The organism is Marinomonas algicola (assembly GCF_014805825.1).
Lineage (GTDB): Bacteria > Pseudomonadota > Gammaproteobacteria > Pseudomonadales > Marinomonadaceae > Marinomonas > Marinomonas algicola.
On the sequence record NZ_CP061941.1, the window covers coordinates 404,635 to 420,917 of the forward strand.

A 16,283-nucleotide genomic window follows, 5' to 3' on the forward strand; every position below is an offset into this window, starting at 1 on the left:
TAGTCACAGTCAGTCATCTGGCTGTGACTCCTTCCAGCATTAATTCTTTAGAGGTTTTACGATGGATATCGTTCTCCAACAGTTGGTTAACGGTCTTACCCTAGGTTCTGTTTATGGACTTATTGCAATAGGGTATACCATGGTATACGGCATTATCGGTATGATTAACTTCGCCCATGGCGATGTTTACATGGTATCGGCTTACATCACTGCGATAGTCGTTGCTTTATTAAGTTATTTTGGTATTGAGTCTTTCCCAATTATTATTGTTGGAACGCTTTTTGTTACGATTGCTATTACCGGTGCTTATGGTTGGGCTATTGAACAAATAGCGTATAGACCATTACGTAACTCCAGTCGTTTAGCGGCGTTAATATCAGCAATTGGTATGTCGCTTATTTTACAAAACTATGTACAAATTAGCCAAGGCGCACGCCAACAAGGTATTCCGAACTTGCTATCAGGCGCCATTCGGATTGATATCGGTGATGGGTTTGTACAGCTTACCTATATGAAACTGCTTATCCTATTGGTCGCATTTGTTAGTATGGGCGTCCTAACCTACATCATTCAGAAAACGAAACTAGGGCGTATGTGTCGTGCGACACAACAAGACCCGAAAATGGCGTCGATTCTAGGGATTAATACAGACAGAATTATTTCCATTGTGTTTGTTATTGGTGCATCAATGGCGGCGGTTGCGGGTGTCTTGATTACCATTGACTACGGTGCTTTTGATTTCTATGTTGGCTTTATTATTGGTATTAAGGCGTTTACTGCGGCTGTTTTAGGGGGGATTGGATCATTACCTGGAGCGATGCTAGGCGGCTTAATATTAGGTATTTCCGAATCGTTATTTGCGGGATTAATAAGCTCGGATTACAAAGATGTCTTTTCATTTTCTTTGCTTGTCATCATTTTGATTTTCCGTCCAAGTGGTCTGCTTGGAAAGCCTGAGGTGGAGAAAGTTTAATGGATTCTTCAATTGATTTTAAAAAGAGTATTATTGACACAATACTTGCTGGCTTAATGGCGCTGGTTCTATTTGGCCCTATTGTTGGTATTGTTCTCGATGGGTATGACTTTAATACTGAATACAGCCGAGTAGCTTGGCTTGTCGCCATCGTCATGGTGGGGCGTTTTGGTTTTTCTTGCTTCTTGCAGTCCAGCAAGGGTAAAGAAATGCTATTTAGGCGCAGTTCGGGTGATGCAGGTGGCGTTATTGTTACGGCGCCTGGCTATAAATCCAAAATGGTATGGATTGTTCCAATTGTTATTGTGGTTGGCTTGCTTGTGCCTTTCATTGCCTCTAAATATGTCTTAACGGTTGTCATTCTAGGCTTGATTTATGTCTTGCTTGGATTGGGGCTAAACATTGTTGTCGGATTAGCGGGTTTACTTGATCTAGGCTTTGTTGGCTTCTACGCCATTGGCGCTTATGGCTTAGCGCTTGGTTATGAGTATTTAGACTTAGGCTTTTGGTCTATGCTACCCATTGCGGCTATTCTTGCTGCGCTTGCAGGCGCTATTTTAGGGTTTCCTGTATTGAGAATGCATGGTGATTACTTAGCCATTGTAACGCTAGGCTTTGGTGAGATTATTCGCCTGATTTTGAATAACTGGGCTGAAGTGACTCATGGTCCAAATGGCGTGTCAGCCCCTTTACCGAGCTTTTTCGGATTGGAGTTTAAGCGGCGAGTCGCCGATGGCACCACCTTTCACGACTACTTTGGCATAAGCTATGATTCTGGTTTCAAATATATGTTTATTTATTTGATTCTGTTTATTGTTGTTTTATTAGTGTTACACATTAAAAAACGACTGGTTAAAATGCCTATTGGTCGAGCATGGGAAGCCTTGCGTGAAGACGAAATTGCTTGTCGCTCACTGGGTTTGAATCATGTCTTGGTTAAGCTTTCTGCTTTCATGATGGGGGCTTCTGTTGGTGGTATTGCCGGTGTGTTTTTTGCTACATACCAAGGGTTTGTTAACCCTTCCTCCTTCACTTTCTTGGAGTCCGCGCTTATTTTGGCCATTGTTGTATTGGGTGGATTAGGGTCTACGGTAGGTGTTGTTATTGCGGCATTCGGCCTAACTGTGCTGCCTGAGTTGTTGCGTGAATTTTCAGAATATCGAATCTTAATGTTTGGTATTTTGATGGTTGTTATGATGATTTGGAAGCCGCGTGGTTTGGTTCGTGTTACCCGAACTGGTTTTGCAACTCGTAAGGGAGCCTTAAAATGAGTAAAGAGAATATTTTAGCTGTAGAGAATCTCGTTATGCATTTTGGAGGAATTAAAGCGCTTAATGACATAACGTTTGAGATTAAACAAGGCTCGGTATCGGCATTGATTGGTCCAAATGGTGCCGGTAAGACAACGGTGTTTAACTGTCTTACCGGCTTTTATAAAGCCACAGGTGGCCGCATTACCTTATCGGCTGGTGGTGAAGACACCAGCGTTATTAAAGTGTTGGGAGAAGCCTTTCAGCCAACGGACTTTCTCTCTCCAGTGGCATTTGTGAAGCGACTTAAATACAAAATGTTTGGTGGGTCGCATTTAGTTAATCGTGCCGGTTTGGCGCGTACTTTCCAGAACATTCGTTTGTTTAAAGAAATGTCTGTTGTGGAAAACCTGTTAGTTGCACAGCATATGACAGTTGATAGAAGTTTAATCTCTGGCATTTTAAATACCAAAGCCTTTAAACAAGCGGAGGAAGAAGCATTACAGAAAGCCTTTTATTGGCTCGGTGTGGTTGACTTAGTTTCTCATGCCAATCGTCTTGCTGGTGAGCTTTCTTATGGGCAGCAACGCCGCTTGGAAATCGCACGTTCTATGTGTACCAATCCTGAACTGATTTGTCTTGATGAGCCGGCCGCGGGTCTTAACCCTTCTGAAACCGAAGAGTTAACCAAAATGATTCGTATTCTGCGCGATCAACATAATGTGACCGTGTTACTTATTGAGCACGATATGGGCATGGTAATGGACATATCAGATTACATTGTCGTTTTAGACCATGGGCAAGTTATTGCTAAAGGCAATCCTGATAGCATTAAAAATAACCCTAAAGTTATTGCGGCGTACTTGGGTGCGGAAGACGAAGACGAGGTAGGTTTATGAGTGCCTTAATGGAATTTAAAGATGTTGATGTCTTTTATGGTCCAATACAAGCGTTGAAAAAAGTGTCTTTAGAAGTGAATGAGGGAGAGATTGTTACCTTAATTGGATCTAACGGTGCAGGCAAATCCACGTTACTAATGTCTATATTTGGTCAACCAAGAGTGGCGTCCGGAGAAATCATTTACCGTGGTGAAGATATCTCTAAAAAATCGGCTCACTATGTGGCATCAAATGGTTTGGCTCAATCCCCTGAAGGTCGTCGAGTTTTTCCAAGTATGTCAGTTGAAGAGAATCTACTAATGGGAACAATCCCTATTGGTATGGATCATGCTCAAGAAGACATTCAGAAGATGTTTGATATATTTCCTCGATTGAAAGAAAGACGAAATCAAAGAGCATCGACGATGTCTGGTGGAGAGCAGCAGATGCTGGCTATCGCAAGAGCGCTGATGAGCCGTCCAAAACTGCTTTTGTTGGATGAACCGAGTTTGGGTCTTGCCCCTATTATTGTTAAGCAAATCTTCAGAGTACTTCAAGAAGTGGCTCAAACAGGCATGACAATCTTTTTGGTGGAGCAAAACGCAAACCATGCCCTGAAATTAGCCGATCGTGGCTATGTTATGGTAAACGGAGAAATTCGTTTAACGGGTACAGGCGATGAGTTACTGGTGAACCCTGAAGTACGTGATGCCTATTTAGGCGGTCATTAATATTTCTTAGTCATCATAAGATGCTAAGACGCTCATATGAAGCATGAGCTGTCTTAGCATCCATTTATCGTATCGTATCCGCTGCAGTTAGACGGCCTTAGTTCCTGTAGATTGTATCGCAGAGTAAGTCTTTGACTTGAGATGGCTGATTATTATGCCCTAGTGGCGCATCAAAAATAGCATCAACTTTATCACCAAAATACTGACTGACTGCGTCTTTAGTTAGCGCCGGAGGATGGCCTGCTGTATTGGCTGAAGTTGAGACTAAAACGTGGCCGAAATGCGAACATAATTCACGTGTTTGCTCATGTTGTATCATTCTGATGGCAACACTGGCATGATCTCCTCTGACCCATTCTGGGGCAATAAGCGTATCCGGTACAACCCAAGAAGTGGGTGTTTCTGTATCAGATACAAGTCGTTGATACTGTTCCGGAGACAGTTGGTCTTTCCATGGCGTTAAGTGTTCTGCTTCACCTGAAATGAGAATCAGCCCTTTATGTACCGGACGATTTTTCAACGCTAAAATGCGGTATACCGACTCTCTATTAAATGGGTCGCATCCTAGCCCCCAAACCGCTTCAGTAGGGTAGGCAATAACACCACCTTTTTTTAAAATAGGAATAATGTCAAATATCGAGGAGGTAATAATCATGTTGACTTACAATAGGGAGCATTGGCGTAAATGAGGACGCTGACGGCACAGCTAAGACGTCAGCGTTATTATGAATTTATACTTAAGAGCTTAAAGTTTTGAAATTTTTTCTTTAAGGTCTTCTATTTTGCTACTAACCACTTTTTCTAGATGCTCAAGCTCTGCAACTAGGTCTTCTTTCGTTAGCTTATCTTCGTGTTTTTTACCGACAAGTTTACCCAATTCATCCACAGCACGTAATACAACTAAAGACGGTTCTTTAACTTGTTGATAAGTTTGTTGTCCACCATCAGCGAGTACTGTTTTAGTTGAACGGCCAAATTTGAATTTCTTACTTTTAGGTAACAAAGAGCCTTTTTCGCGACGGTAGTAAACTTTTAAAACATCAAACCCGTTTTCATAACGTAATGTAAACTTTTCAATATCTTCAAAGCTAGTAACGCCCATAGACTCTAATGTCTGGTACATAATCAATTTCCTATCAAGAGTGTTGGTGTAAAAACAACCTTAGGATATTGTTATTCTAAAAACAAGTAAATGCAATAATTCGATTTAACGAGAGAATGCTTTATTCTTCATCATTCTCTACATTATCTATCCCCAATTCTTTGATTTTTCTTGTTAGGGTATTACGTCCCCAGCCCAACAAGAGAGAAGCGTCTCGCCTGCGTCCTGCCGTATGTGTTAATGCGGTTTCAATCATGATTCTTTCAAACTTTGGAACGGCTTCACTGAGAATGTCTTTTTGGCCTTGCCCCAATGCATGGTCGACCCACGTTTTTAACGCTTCTTCCCAACTATCAAATGATTGTTCACTTGGCACTTTAGTCAGCAGCTCAGGCGGTAAATCTTCGACTAATACTTCTCTGCTAGAAGCCATAACAATGAGCCAACGACAAGTGTTTTCTAGTTGTCTAACATTGCCTGGCCAGTCTAAGCGTTGTAAATAGTCTTCGGTTTCGGCCGTTAAAAATTTGCTTTCAACATCCAGTTCTTCAGCCGCCCGTTTTAAGAAATGACGTGCTAGCTTTGGAATGTCTTCTCGTCTTTCCGCCAACTTAGGTAAATGAACTCGAATCACATTAAGTCGATGAAACAAATCTTCTCGGAAAGATCCATTAGTCACTAAGCTTTCTAAATTTTGGTGAGTCGCAGCAATGATTCGCACATCGACTTTTACTGGCACATGTCCACCGACTCGATAAAATTCACCATCGGCTAAGACCCTTAACAACCGAGTCTGAGTTTCCGCTGGCATATCACCAATTTCATCAAGAAATAATGTTCCTCCATTGGCTTGTTCAAAACGACCACGTCGTTGAGTATTTGCCCCAGTGAAGGCGCCTTTTTCATGGCCAAACAATTCCGATTCAATTAAGTCTCGTGGTATCGCGGCCATATTCAGTGCAATAAAAGGGCTTGCCGCTCTAGGGCTATGCTTATGAAGAGCGTGAGCAACAAGTTCTTTGCCCGTACCTGATTCGCCATTGATGAGAACCGTAATGTTGGAGTTGGCTAAGCGTCCGATAGCGCGAAATACTTCTTGCATCGCTGGGGCTTCACCAATGATGTCTCTTTCAACATCTTCGATCTCTGGTTCGATTTCATGTTGGTTTTCAATTTTTGGCATTGACTCTTTGTGGTGCAACAAGGCTCGTTTCACAAGAGTGACAGCGTCATCCACATCAAAAGGCTTAGGAAGGTATTCAAATGCACCGCCTTGATAAGACGCTACGGCGCTTTCTAAATCTGAATGCGCCGTCATAATAATCACGGGTAAATACGGGTGCTCGGTTTGCAGTTTATTTAATAGGCTTAACCCATCCATTCCAGGCATACGAATATCACTGATAATGGCATTCGGTTGCTCTTGATCTAATAGCTTAATGAGCGTTTCTGCACTGTCGAAAAGTCGACACTGCATGCCTTCTTGTTCAAGCGTTTTTTCTAATACCCAACGGATTGACTTGTCGTCGTCTACAATCCAAACGGTTTCTGAAGTGTTCATGAAATCTCCTTTAGCCTTAGATAGTCGTTTCTATAGGCAGATAAATATTAAATTCTGTTTTATGTTGCTCACTATTGCATTCAATAAGGCCGTTGTGTTGGTGAACAATCGACTGAGCAATAGAAAGCCCTAGGCCTGTTCCATCTGGACGGCCACTGACCATTGGATAAAACAGGGTTTTCAAAAGGGGTTCGGGAATACCTGGGCCATTGTCAATAATGCTGATGCAGCACACCAAGCGATGTCTTTTTGTGCCTATGGTAAATTGTCTTAGCGCACGGGTAACAATCGTGATGTTTTTTTCAAGGGTTTCTTCATCTTCTAATAAGGCCTGCATGGCATTGCGTGTAATATTTAACAGAGCTTGAATAAGTTGTGACTCATCTGCGATCAGGTTTGGAATGCTGGGGTCATAATCTCGTAAAATGGTTAATTGATCGGCGGCTTCAACAGAGATTAATTGATTGACCCTCTCGATGACCTTGTGGATATTTAATTCTTTGTTTTGAGGTAATTGACGAGGCCCAAGTAGGCGATCCACTAAATCTCTCAACCGATCGGATTCTTCAATAATCACTTGAGTGTAATCTTTTAAGGCTTCGTCTTTGAATGCGCGACTAATCAATTGAGCGGCACCACGGATACCCCCTAACGGATTTTTGATTTCATGTGCTAGCCCTCTAACCAATTCTTTACTGGTTTGATGGTTAACGATTAACTCGTCTTCTTGAGAAATTCGCTTCATGTGATCGCGAGGGTATAACTCTATTAATAAACTTTCTGTTGAACTGACGGCCCCCATAATGGGCGTAACTGTGTAATCAATTAACAGTTTTTTACCATTTGGTAGGGTAACCTCTGCCTCACGCTTAGTGTATGGGTAGCCGGATGCAATAGCACTTTTTAAGGAATCCGTATTGTCTTCATCTTCAATAAAAGCCTGATTGATTTTATGTCCATAAATGCGTCGTCGACTGATCGCCAGCATCATCTCGGCTGCTGGGTTTAAATATTCGATCCGCAGTTCTAGATTCAGCTGGACGACGGCCGTAGATAAATGGTCAATTAATACGTTATGCACAATGTAGCCTCTTAAGTAATACCCAGTATCTGCAAAATACGAACCAATTTTTATCTTATTAACATGGCGAAATATAAGGGTATAAAAGAAATATTGAAAGTGATGCGCACCATAATCGTGCGGCCATGTTTCTGCAGTGCAAAAAAAAGCCCTGGTTTGAATCAGGGCTTTTTGATTGGACTTATCTATTAAAGGCTGTAATACAATTCAAACTCAAGTGGGTGAGTCGTCATTGAAATACGTTGCGCTTCAGCCGATTTAAGATCAATGTAAGCATCAATCATATCGTCAGTGAATACACCGCCTTGAGTTAAGAAGGCACGATCTTCATCTAGGCAGCTCAACGCTTCTTCTAGACTTGAAGCAACAGTAGGAATCGCTAAAGCTTCTTCTGCTGGAAGGTCATACAAATCTTTATCTGCGGCATCGCCAGGATGGATCTTGTTCTTAATGCCATCGATACCGGCCATAAGCATTGCAGAGAACGCTAAGTAAGGGTTTGCGGTTGGATCAGGGAAGCGAGCTTCAATACGCTTGCCTTTAGGGCTGGCTACATAAGGAATACGGATAGACGCAGAGCGGTTACGAGCTGAGTAAGCTAGCATAACAGGTGCTTCGAAACCTGGAACAAGACGCTTGTAAGAGTTTGTTGAAGCGTTCGTGAATGCGTTCAATGCTTTAGCGTGCTTGATAATACCGCCAATGTAGTAAAGCGCCATTTCAGAAAGACCAGCATACTGATCACCAGCGAATTGGTTTTCGCCGTTTTTCCAGAAAGATTGGTGAACGTGCATGCCAGAACCATTGTCGCCAACGATTGGTTTTGGCATAAATGTCGCTGTTTTACCGTAAGCATGAGCTACGTTATGAACGCAGTATTTAAGTACTTGTACTTCGTCTGCTTTTTTAACCAATGTGTTGAATTTAACACCGATTTCGTTTTGACCAGCGGTCGCTACTTCATGGTGATGGACTTCAATGTCTAAGCCCATTGCTTCCATGGCATTACACATTGCGCCACGAAGGTCATGGTGAGAATCGACGGGTGGTACAGGGAAGTAGCCGCCTTTAACGAAAGGACGGTGACCCATGTTGCCGCCTTCAATTTTTTTATTGGAAGACCAAGCCGCTTCTTCAGAGTTGATCTCGACTGTGCTGCCAGACATGTCTGTTTTCCAGCGAACATCATCAAAAATAAAGAACTCAGGCTCAGGACCAAAGAAAGCCGTATCCCCTAGACCGGTAGACTTTAGGAACTCTTCTGCGCGAAGCGCTACTGAGCGTGGATCACGGTCATAGCCTTGCATGGTAGAAGGCTCGATGATGTTGCAACGAACAATAACAGTAGAATCTTCAGAGAAAGGATCAAGAAGCGCTGTGTCGTCTTGAGGTAGCATGATCATGTCAGACTCGTTGATGCCTTTCCAACCAGAAATAGAAGAACCATCAAACATTTGACCGTTTTCAAAGAATTCTTCATCAACCGCTTTTGCAGGAATAGTAACGTGTTGCTCTTTACCTTTAAAATCAGTAAAGCGAAGGTCTACCCACTTCGCGTCATGTTCAGCAATCAACTCAAGGGTCTTGATTGACATAAGTTGTTCTCCATTTAAAAGTTTTAGGCGAAATAATAATTTCGTTCAGTCTATAAAAGGTTCCGTAAGTGAAACCATGTTGGCTCTAAGAAAGCATAACTTGTGCCAAAATAAAAGTAGATAATTAAAAGTCTTTATTTATCAATGTGTTATTTTTTCTGGTGTTTTTCTCGCACAAAAATGACTCGCAAAAATACCCATAAAACCCCTTTTGTGTTCATTTTTGGTGCAGTTATTTTTTTGTTGTGTTTTTTTGGTGCAAATATAAATTTCTATGCACGATTAAAGTTCTTTATAATAGGAGCCATTAAAAATAACCCCTTGAAGCCTGTGTAAATATGAAATTTGTCGTTAAATTCTTTGCTGAGATTACAGTTAAAAGCCGTCCGGTCCGAAAAGCCTTTATAAAACAACTGAGACACAACATTCGTCTTGTTCTACGTAAAGTAGATGATGATGTCACTGTGGCTGGTAATTGGGACTTTATTGAGATTCTATCTGATAGAGATGAGTTGAGAGAAGAGTTTGTAGAGCTTTTACAGAACATTGCGGGTATTGCGCATTTTCAATTTGTCAGAGAATTCACGCTAACGGATTTAGATGGTGTGGCTAAAGAGGCGAAAAAATCGTATGGAGAGGCCTTAAAAGAGTCTGTTTTTGCAGTACGAGTGAGGCGAGTTGGTCGTCATAGTTTCAGTTCGGTTGAAGCGGAATACCATATAGGTGGTTGTTTAAAAGAATGGTGTGAAGCGGATTCTGTTCGTTTAAAGAACCCTGACGTGCTTGTACCGATTGAAATTCGTAACGACAAAGTGTGGATTATCGAGCAAAAAACAGACGGGTTAGGCGGGTATCCACTGGGTTCTCAAGATCCAGTGCTGTCGCTTATTTCAGGAGGGTTTGATTCAACAGTCTCTTCTTATTTAACCATGAGTCGAGGGCTAAAAACGCATTTTTGTTTCTTTAATTTAGGCGGCGATGCTCATGAAATTGGCGTTAAGCAAGTGTCTAATTTTATTTGGAAGAAGTATGGCTCAGAATTAAATGTAAAATTTGTCACGGTTCCGTTTGAAGACGTGGTTTCAGAGATTTTAACCAAGGTTGATAACTCTCAAATGGGCGTTATTCTTAAAAGGATGATGCTAAGAGCCGCTGAACAGGTGATGCAGAAAGTGGGTGCTCACGCTTTAGTTACTGGTGAGAGTGTGGCTCAGGTATCAAGCCAAACACTCATCAATTTAAAAGTGATTGATCAAGTAACCAATGAACTTGTTTTAAGGCCTCTTATAACTGAGAACAAGCAAGAAATTATTGATTTAGCGAAACGCATTGGTACGGCACCTTTTGCTGCGAGTATGCCAGAATACTGTGGCGTTATTTCTGTTAAGCCAACGACTCGAGCGAAACTGTTTAAAATAGAACATCAGGAGACCAAGTTTGATTTCGCCGTTTTAGACGCGGCGGTTGAAAATGCAAAAATCGAATCCATCCAAAACGTTTTAGATGATGTAGAGAAACAATATCAAGGCGATATTCCTATTGTAAGAATGCCAGTATCTGATGAAATCATCATTGATATTCGCCATCCTGATGAAGTCGATAAGCAGCCACTAAAAGTGACGGGTCATCAAGTGGTTGAAATGCCTTTCTTTACGCTGAATAGTCGCTGGTCTTCGTTAGACCAAGAGCATGCTTACCTGCTTTATTGTGGTAAAGGTGTTATGAGTCGTATCCATGCGGCGAGTTTATTAGGGCAGGGTAAGCAGAATATCGGGGTGTATTTACCCTAATCTATTTCCAGAACAGATTAAACGAATGTATTCCATTTGTTCGGCTGTACTATTTGATGCTTTTATACAGGTTAAAGACACGATTTAACTGTGTTTTCAGAAAAAGAGAGAAATTTTTTTCTCTCTTTTGTGTATCTGTCATGGGAAGTTCATCAATATAAAGGTACAATTGCGCGAATTTTATCCCAAATGAACAATAATTAAACACTAAATGCCCTTGTGCCGCGGTGTTGTTATTGTGAAATGTTGCACTTTCTAAAGGCAGAAAAAAATCAATGTCGAATAATATCAATAAGTTACGTAACGTAGCTATTATTGCCCACGTTGACCATGGTAAAACTACCCTGGTTGATAAGCTTCTAAGTCAGTCTGGTACATTGGATCGTAAAGACGTTGACTCTGAACGTATCATGGACTCTAACGATCAAGAGAAGGAGCGTGGGATAACCATTTTGGCGAAAAACACTGCCATTCGCTGGAACGATTACCGTATTAACATCGTAGACACACCAGGACACGCCGACTTCGGTGGTGAAGTAGAGCGTGTTTTGTCTATGGTTGATTGCGTATGTTTATTGGTTGACGCGGTTGATGGCCCAATGCCACAAACACGTTTCGTTACCTCTAAAGCATTTGAGCAAGGCTTGCGTCCAATTGTTGTTATCAACAAAGTTGACCGCCCTGGTGCTCGTCCTGATTGGGTTATGGATCAAGTGTTCGATCTGTTTGATAGCCTTGGTGCAACGGAAGAGCAACTCGACTTCCCTGTTATCTATGCGTCTGCAATTAACGGTCAAGCCGGTGACGATGCAGAAAACCTAGCCGACGACATGACGCCATTGTATCAAATGATCGTTGATAGTGTTCCGGCTCCAGATGTTGATCCAGATGGTCCTTTCCAAATGCAGATTTCCGCATTGGACTACGACAGCTACGTTGGGGTAATCGGTGTAGGCCGTATTACTCGTGGTTCTTTATCGCCAAACCAACAAGTTGTGATTAAATCTGCAGATGGTTCTGAGCGTAAAGGCAAAGTACTTAACGTGAAAGGCTATTTAGGTCTTGAGCGTATCGATACCGATCTTGCCGGCGCAGGTGATATCGTTTGTATCAATGGTATCGATAAATTGAGTATCTCTGATACCTTGTGTGATCCAACTTGCGTAGAGTCGTTGCCAGCACTGAGTGTTGATGAGCCGACAGTAAGCATGAACTTTATCGTAAACGACTCACCCTTTGCTGGTAAAGAAGGTAAATACGTAACGACTCGTAATATTAAAGACCGTTTGGATCAAGAGTTGATTCATAACGTGGCATTGCGTGTTAAAGAAGGTGATACACCTGATAAATTTATCGTGTCTGGTCGTGGTGAATTACACCTTTCTGTATTGATCGAAACAATGCGTCGTGAAGGCTTCGAAATGGGCGTTTCTCGTCCTGAAGTTGTTACCAAAGAGATTGATGGCAAATTGTGTGAACCGTTTGAACAAGTGGTTATCGATGTAGAAGATCAGCATCAAGGTTCTATCATGGAAGAACTTGGCTTGCGTAAAGGCGAACTAACTAACATGGAACCCGATGGTAAAGGCCGTACTCGTCTAGAGTTTATGATGCCTTCTCGTGGTTTGATTGGCTTCCGTGGTTTGTTCTTAACCTTGACGTCTGGCTCTGGTATTTTGACCAGCGTTTTTGATCATTATGGCCCTGTTAAAGAAGGTCAAGTTCAAAGCCGTAAAAATGGCGTACTAGTCAGCATGCTTACTGGTAAAACAGCGGCTTACTCTTTGTTCAACTTACAAAGCCGTGGCCGTATGTTTTTAGGTCATGCTGTTGAAGTGTACGAAGGTCAAATCATCGGTATTCACTCACGTGATAACGATTTAGCCGTTAACCCAGTAAAAGGTAAGCAGCTAACAAACGTGCGTGCATCCGGTACAGATGAAGCCTTGACACTGACTCCACCAATTCGTCATACACTTGAGCAAGCGCTTGAGTTTATCGAAGACGACGAATTAGTAGAAGTAACACCTGAAAGCATCCGTCTACGTAAGAAATTACTAACGGAAAACGAACGTAAACGTAACGGTCGTAAGTAAGCATTCACATTAGCTGGTCATGTTTACATTAGACATGACCAGCTAATATGAAAAGCCGGTTAATTGCCTAAAAATCCTCGCCAATGGCGGGGATTTTTTTTTGCTCGTCCCATCATAGTAGATCGCGCCTTCAGGCCGACAAAACCCTCTAATACCTCTAAACTCTCTTGGAGCAAAAAAAGCCTCTTGGGGTACAAAATACCTCCGTCTTAATTATGTGCATGATGGCTACCTTGCATGTCTATAGGTTTCACTGATCAAATAGGTTTCACTGATTGCAAAGAAATCGAGTATGAAGACGTTCTTAAGAACGACCTTTATACCTCAATCCAATTGAGCTGAATCGACTTCTTTCGCTATCTCCTCGTTCGGCTCAGCCCACCTCGCGGCTAGGTGCACTAAGATAATAATCATGGCTAATGGGACCGAAATGGAAATCCACACCATGGGAATTCCCAAAGTGTCAGCCGTCAAACCGGCTTGTCTGGCTAAATAGCCTTTCGCAAAGCCGCCTTTTAAACCAATAAAGCAAAAATAAAGCACGGGTAAGATAAAGGTAAGGATGGCGGCACTTTGAATGGCATTGGTTATAAGGGCAAATATACTAGGACGCTTGGGAAAGACAGAGTCCATGAGTACGGCGTCAGATTGGGTTTTGAACGATAAGGTGGCACCTAGTAACCCTGTCCAAACCATTGCATAGCGAGCAACGTCTTCAGTCCAAATTGGTGGTGAGGAAAAGACATAGCGAGCAATAATTTGGACCATGACGGTGAAGAACATAACCCCAACAGTGAATACGGCGGCGCGTCGAGCATATTTATGAATACTATTACTTATTTTTACAATCAATTGTCGCATGTACAACCTCGTGGTGCGCTGGACAGAGGCCTCAAAGAGCCTCTATCCATAAGACGTATGGGTTTCCTGATTAACGATTGCTGTCTGACAGGTCTGACCAAAGCTTAACGTCTTCAGAAGGCATCAAACCTGAGTCGTAAACCGGCTTAGACATTTTTCGGAAAACAGCGCGTTCGGCATCCGTCAAGCGCTGTACCGTTACGCCATTTTCTTCTAGAGATTTCAAGCCAGAGACAGAAATACCGTCAAGCCAAGCTCGAGTGGCGGCATCGGCCGTTTTAACCGCCTTATCTACGGCTGTGCGTTCGTCTTGAGATAAATCCTCATACCAGTCTTTAGAGACAAGCACAGCACGTAAAGGCCAAATAACACGAGCATCCGAGAAGTTCTTCACAAAGTCTGTTTGACCAAACATGATTGGAATGAGAGGCGAGTTTAGATAGCCATCGATGACACCAGTTTGTAAGCCTGCCGGTACTTCACCCCAAGGTACGATAGTGCCCGCTGACCCCCACGCTTTGTACATTGATATCTGCGCATCGTCTAGAGCGCGCATGCGTAACGAGGACATGTCTTCAGGAGAGCGAACGGCTTGCTTCGTCGTGATCACTCCGGAGGATGGCCCAAGAGGCGCAAGTGACAACAGTAAAACATCTTGTTTCGCTAGGCTTTTGTTGACTCGGTCAAACACTTTTCCTGCTTCAAGAGTTCGATCCATGTGGGCAATGCTGTCGAATATATAAGGTAGACGAACGCCATAAATAAACGGATCTACTTGAGCAATTGAACGAACGTCAGACAGCGATACTTCAAGCAGTCCTGTGGAAACCTGGTCAAATTTCTCCGCTTCATTCCCGACAGATCCTCGCGGTAATTCACGCACATCCATGCCAGATTTCTTAAGCTCTGATCCAAATGCATAAGCCCAATTGTAAGAACCGGAAGTTGCAAGATCGGGTTTACTATCCAATGCGATCTTTACCTCTGTTGCAGAGACAGCTGAGGTCATAACCAGCAATGATGCCAGTGTTAATGCTTTTAATTTTAGTGTTTTCATAGGTTTCTCTCTTTTTTATTTTACTGAAAACCCGAATAAACTCGGAATGAACAGACTGATTGACGGCCAGTAGACCAATGCCATTAGTAGGGTTATTTGTACAAGAATAAAAGGTAAGACGGCATAAGCAAGTCGCCAGTAATTGAGTTTTGTTAGCGCCGATACCACGACTAGGCACTTTCCTAAAGGCGGGGTAATAAGGCCAACACATAGGTTGAAACACAGCACCACGCCAAGGTGAATTGGACTAATACCCTGTTCAAGGGCTTGTGGCGCAAACAGAGGGATCAGTAAGGTCAGTGCTACAGGCGTGTCCATGAACATCCCTGCAATTAAGAAAATAGCGACCAGAAAAAATAGATACTTGGTTCCTGTTAAACCAAAACTTTCGACCCAACCTGCTAAGGCGCTTGACCAGCCCATTTGTCCAGCTAAGTAGCCTAATACAGAGATGGCAGCAAGTATGATAAATATGGTTCCTGTCATTCGAGCTGTGGCTTCCATGGCATCGTATATCATGCGAAAACTGAGGCCGTTGTAAAATTGACCTGCACCGAGTGCAACGAGTACCGCAATCGCAGAGCCTTCTGTCGGCGTTGCTAACCCGAACACTAAGGAGCCTAAAATTACCACAGGTAAGCAGAGGGCTGGTAAGGCATTCAACAAACTCGGAAAAAATTTTGGAATATCGGCGTTATCGCCAGCCCCACCTGGATGCCCCTTAACGTGTGCGATAATGGAGTTTAATACAATTAAGGATACGGCCAACAACAAGCCTGGAATAATACCGGCCGCAAACAGAGCCGCAACGGATGCCCCCGTTAGACCACCATAGATAATCATAATAATGGACGGTGGGATAATAGGCCCAATCATAGATGACGCCGCCGTGATGGCGCCTGCGTAATAGGGGTCGTAGCCGCGTTCTTTCATTTCAGGAACAAAAGTGCGTGAAAGAGCGGCACTATCGGCAATCGCTGAGCCAGATATACCCGCAAAAAAAACGCTCGTTAAAATGTTGACGTGTCCTAGGCCACCTTTAAATCGACCTACAGTGGACATGGCAAAGTCGATCAAACTGCGAGTCACGCCTGCACGGCTCATGATTTCAGCGGTTAGGATAAACAATGGCATCGCCATAAAGGCAAATACATCCAGCTGGGCAAAAATTCGCTGTGGTAAAATAGAGAGAAACTGTGCTTTATCGACAGCAATAAACGTAACGACTGAGACCGCTCCCATCAAGTAGGCAAAAGCGGTTCCACTTATAAGCAGTACAATGAAAACAATAGGTATTATCCACATAAC

14 protein-coding genes are annotated in these 16,283 nt (G+C 42.8%); 6 read left to right on the forward strand and 8 right to left on the reverse strand.

Annotated elements, in window-relative coordinates:
- Nucleotides 1-61 precede the first annotated feature (61 nt).
- Genes IEZ33_RS01900 through IEZ33_RS01915 form a run of 4 tightly spaced genes read left to right on the forward strand, consistent with a single transcriptional unit; the run spans nt 62 to nt 3,832 of the window.
- Nucleotides 62-973, forward strand: a complete 912-nt coding sequence (locus IEZ33_RS01900) for an ABC transporter permease subunit (RefSeq protein WP_191602049.1) — start codon at nt 62-64, stop codon at nt 971-973.
- A complete protein-coding gene (gene livM / locus IEZ33_RS01905; RefSeq protein ID WP_191602050.1) occupies nt 973-2,244 on the forward strand; it encodes a high-affinity branched-chain amino acid ABC transporter permease LivM in 1,272 nt (423 codons plus the stop codon). Before IEZ33_RS01900 ends, livM begins: the two co-directional genes overlap by 1 nt.
- Entirely contained in the window at nt 2,241-3,122 is an 882-nt protein-coding gene (locus IEZ33_RS01910; RefSeq protein ID WP_191602051.1) for an ABC transporter ATP-binding protein, read from the forward strand. The genes livM and IEZ33_RS01910 overlap by 4 nt, the downstream gene beginning before the upstream one ends.
- Nucleotides 3,119-3,832: an ABC transporter ATP-binding protein gene (locus IEZ33_RS01915; RefSeq protein ID WP_191602052.1), complete on the forward strand. Its 714-nt coding sequence runs from the start codon at nt 3,119-3,121 to the stop codon at nt 3,830-3,832. The genes IEZ33_RS01910 and IEZ33_RS01915 overlap by 4 nt, the downstream gene beginning before the upstream one ends.
- Nucleotides 3,833-3,929: 97 nt before the next feature.
- Here IEZ33_RS01915 and tsaC read toward each other — a convergent pair whose 3' ends face one another.
- The 5 genes from tsaC to glnA form a co-directional block, all read right to left on the reverse strand.
- Complete coding sequence (gene tsaC, locus IEZ33_RS01920) at nt 3,930-4,487, reverse strand: L-threonylcarbamoyladenylate synthase type 1 TsaC (protein WP_191602053.1); 558 nt, start codon at nt 4,485-4,487, stop codon at nt 3,930-3,932.
- A gap of 90 nt (nt 4,488-4,577) precedes the next feature.
- Entirely contained in the window at nt 4,578-4,955 is a 378-nt protein-coding gene (locus tag IEZ33_RS01925) for a DUF3461 family protein (protein ID WP_191602054.1), read from the reverse strand.
- Nucleotides 4,956-5,055: 100 nt separating this feature from the next.
- On the reverse strand, nt 5,056-6,495 hold the full coding sequence (ntrC, locus tag IEZ33_RS01930) for a nitrogen regulation protein NR(I) (RefSeq protein ID WP_191602055.1): 1,440 nt from the start codon (nt 6,493-6,495) through the stop codon (nt 5,056-5,058).
- A 16-nt stretch (nt 6,496-6,511) separates the two neighbouring features.
- Nucleotides 6,512-7,576 carry a nitrogen regulation protein NR(II) gene (gene glnL, locus IEZ33_RS01935; protein WP_191602056.1) on the reverse strand — a complete coding sequence of 355 codons (1,065 nt, stop codon included), beginning with the start codon at nt 7,574-7,576 and terminating at the stop codon, nt 6,512-6,514.
- Between the two features lie 188 nt (nt 7,577-7,764).
- On the reverse strand, nt 7,765-9,171 hold the full coding sequence (glnA, locus tag IEZ33_RS01940; protein WP_191602057.1) for a glutamate--ammonia ligase: 1,407 nt from the start codon (nt 9,169-9,171) through the stop codon (nt 7,765-7,767).
- Between the two features lie 338 nt (nt 9,172-9,509).
- On the opposite strand from glnA, the gene thiI reads away from it, so the two are divergent.
- On the forward strand, nt 9,510-10,961 hold the full coding sequence (gene thiI, locus IEZ33_RS01945) for a tRNA uracil 4-sulfurtransferase ThiI (RefSeq protein ID WP_191602058.1): 1,452 nt from the start codon (nt 9,510-9,512) through the stop codon (nt 10,959-10,961).
- Between the two features lie 275 nt (nt 10,962-11,236).
- Nucleotides 11,237-13,057 (forward strand): translational GTPase TypA, encoded by a 1,821-nt coding sequence (typA, locus tag IEZ33_RS01950; RefSeq protein WP_191602059.1) that lies wholly within the window; start codon nt 11,237-11,239, stop codon nt 13,055-13,057.
- Nucleotides 13,058-13,381: 324 nt separating this feature from the next.
- On the opposite strand, the gene IEZ33_RS01955 is transcribed toward typA, so the two are convergent.
- From IEZ33_RS01955 to IEZ33_RS01965, 3 genes are all read right to left on the reverse strand, one after another.
- Complete coding sequence (locus tag IEZ33_RS01955; RefSeq protein ID WP_191602060.1) at nt 13,382-13,918, reverse strand: TRAP transporter small permease; 537 nt, start codon at nt 13,916-13,918, stop codon at nt 13,382-13,384.
- A 70-nt stretch (nt 13,919-13,988) separates the two neighbouring features.
- Nucleotides 13,989-14,975 (reverse strand): TRAP transporter substrate-binding protein, encoded by a 987-nt coding sequence (locus tag IEZ33_RS01960; protein WP_191602061.1) that lies wholly within the window; start codon nt 14,973-14,975, stop codon nt 13,989-13,991.
- Nucleotides 14,976-14,990: 15 nt separating this feature from the next.
- Nucleotides 14,991-16,280 carry a TRAP transporter large permease gene (locus IEZ33_RS01965; RefSeq protein ID WP_191602062.1) on the reverse strand — a complete coding sequence of 430 codons (1,290 nt, stop codon included), beginning with the start codon at nt 16,278-16,280 and terminating at the stop codon, nt 14,991-14,993.
- Nucleotides 16,281-16,283: the final 3 nt, after the last annotated feature.

What these genes read in the sequence shown, in the direction of transcription:
- IEZ33_RS01900 (WP_191602049.1), top strand. Translation starts at nt 62, where the DNA reads ATGGATATCGTTCTCCAACAGTTGGTTAACGGTCTTACCCTAGGTTCT.
- livM (WP_191602050.1), top strand. Translation starts at nt 973, where the DNA reads ATGGATTCTTCAATTGATTTTAAAAAGAGTATTATTGACACAATACTT.
- IEZ33_RS01910 (WP_191602051.1), top strand. Translation starts at nt 2,241, where the DNA reads ATGAGTAAAGAGAATATTTTAGCTGTAGAGAATCTCGTTATGCATTTT.
- IEZ33_RS01915 (WP_191602052.1), top strand. Translation starts at nt 3,119, where the DNA reads ATGAGTGCCTTAATGGAATTTAAAGATGTTGATGTCTTTTATGGTCCA.
- tsaC (WP_191602053.1), bottom strand. Translation starts at nt 4,487, where the DNA reads ATGATTATTACCTCCTCGATATTTGACATTATTCCTATTTTAAAAAAA.
- IEZ33_RS01925 (WP_191602054.1), bottom strand. Translation starts at nt 4,955, where the DNA reads ATGTACCAGACATTAGAGTCTATGGGCGTTACTAGCTTTGAAGATATT.
- ntrC (WP_191602055.1), bottom strand. Translation starts at nt 6,495, where the DNA reads ATGAACACTTCAGAAACCGTTTGGATTGTAGACGACGACAAGTCAATC.
- glnA (WP_191602057.1), bottom strand. Translation starts at nt 9,171, where the DNA reads ATGTCAATCAAGACCCTTGAGTTGATTGCTGAACATGACGCGAAGTGG.
- thiI (WP_191602058.1), top strand. Translation starts at nt 9,510, where the DNA reads ATGAAATTTGTCGTTAAATTCTTTGCTGAGATTACAGTTAAAAGCCGT.
- typA (WP_191602059.1), top strand. Translation starts at nt 11,237, where the DNA reads ATGTCGAATAATATCAATAAGTTACGTAACGTAGCTATTATTGCCCAC.
- IEZ33_RS01955 (WP_191602060.1), bottom strand. Translation starts at nt 13,918, where the DNA reads ATGCGACAATTGATTGTAAAAATAAGTAATAGTATTCATAAATATGCT.
- IEZ33_RS01960 (WP_191602061.1), bottom strand. Translation starts at nt 14,975, where the DNA reads ATGAAAACACTAAAATTAAAAGCATTAACACTGGCATCATTGCTGGTT.
- IEZ33_RS01965 (WP_191602062.1), bottom strand. Translation starts at nt 16,280, where the DNA reads ATGTGGATAATACCTATTGTTTTCATTGTACTGCTTATAAGTGGAACC.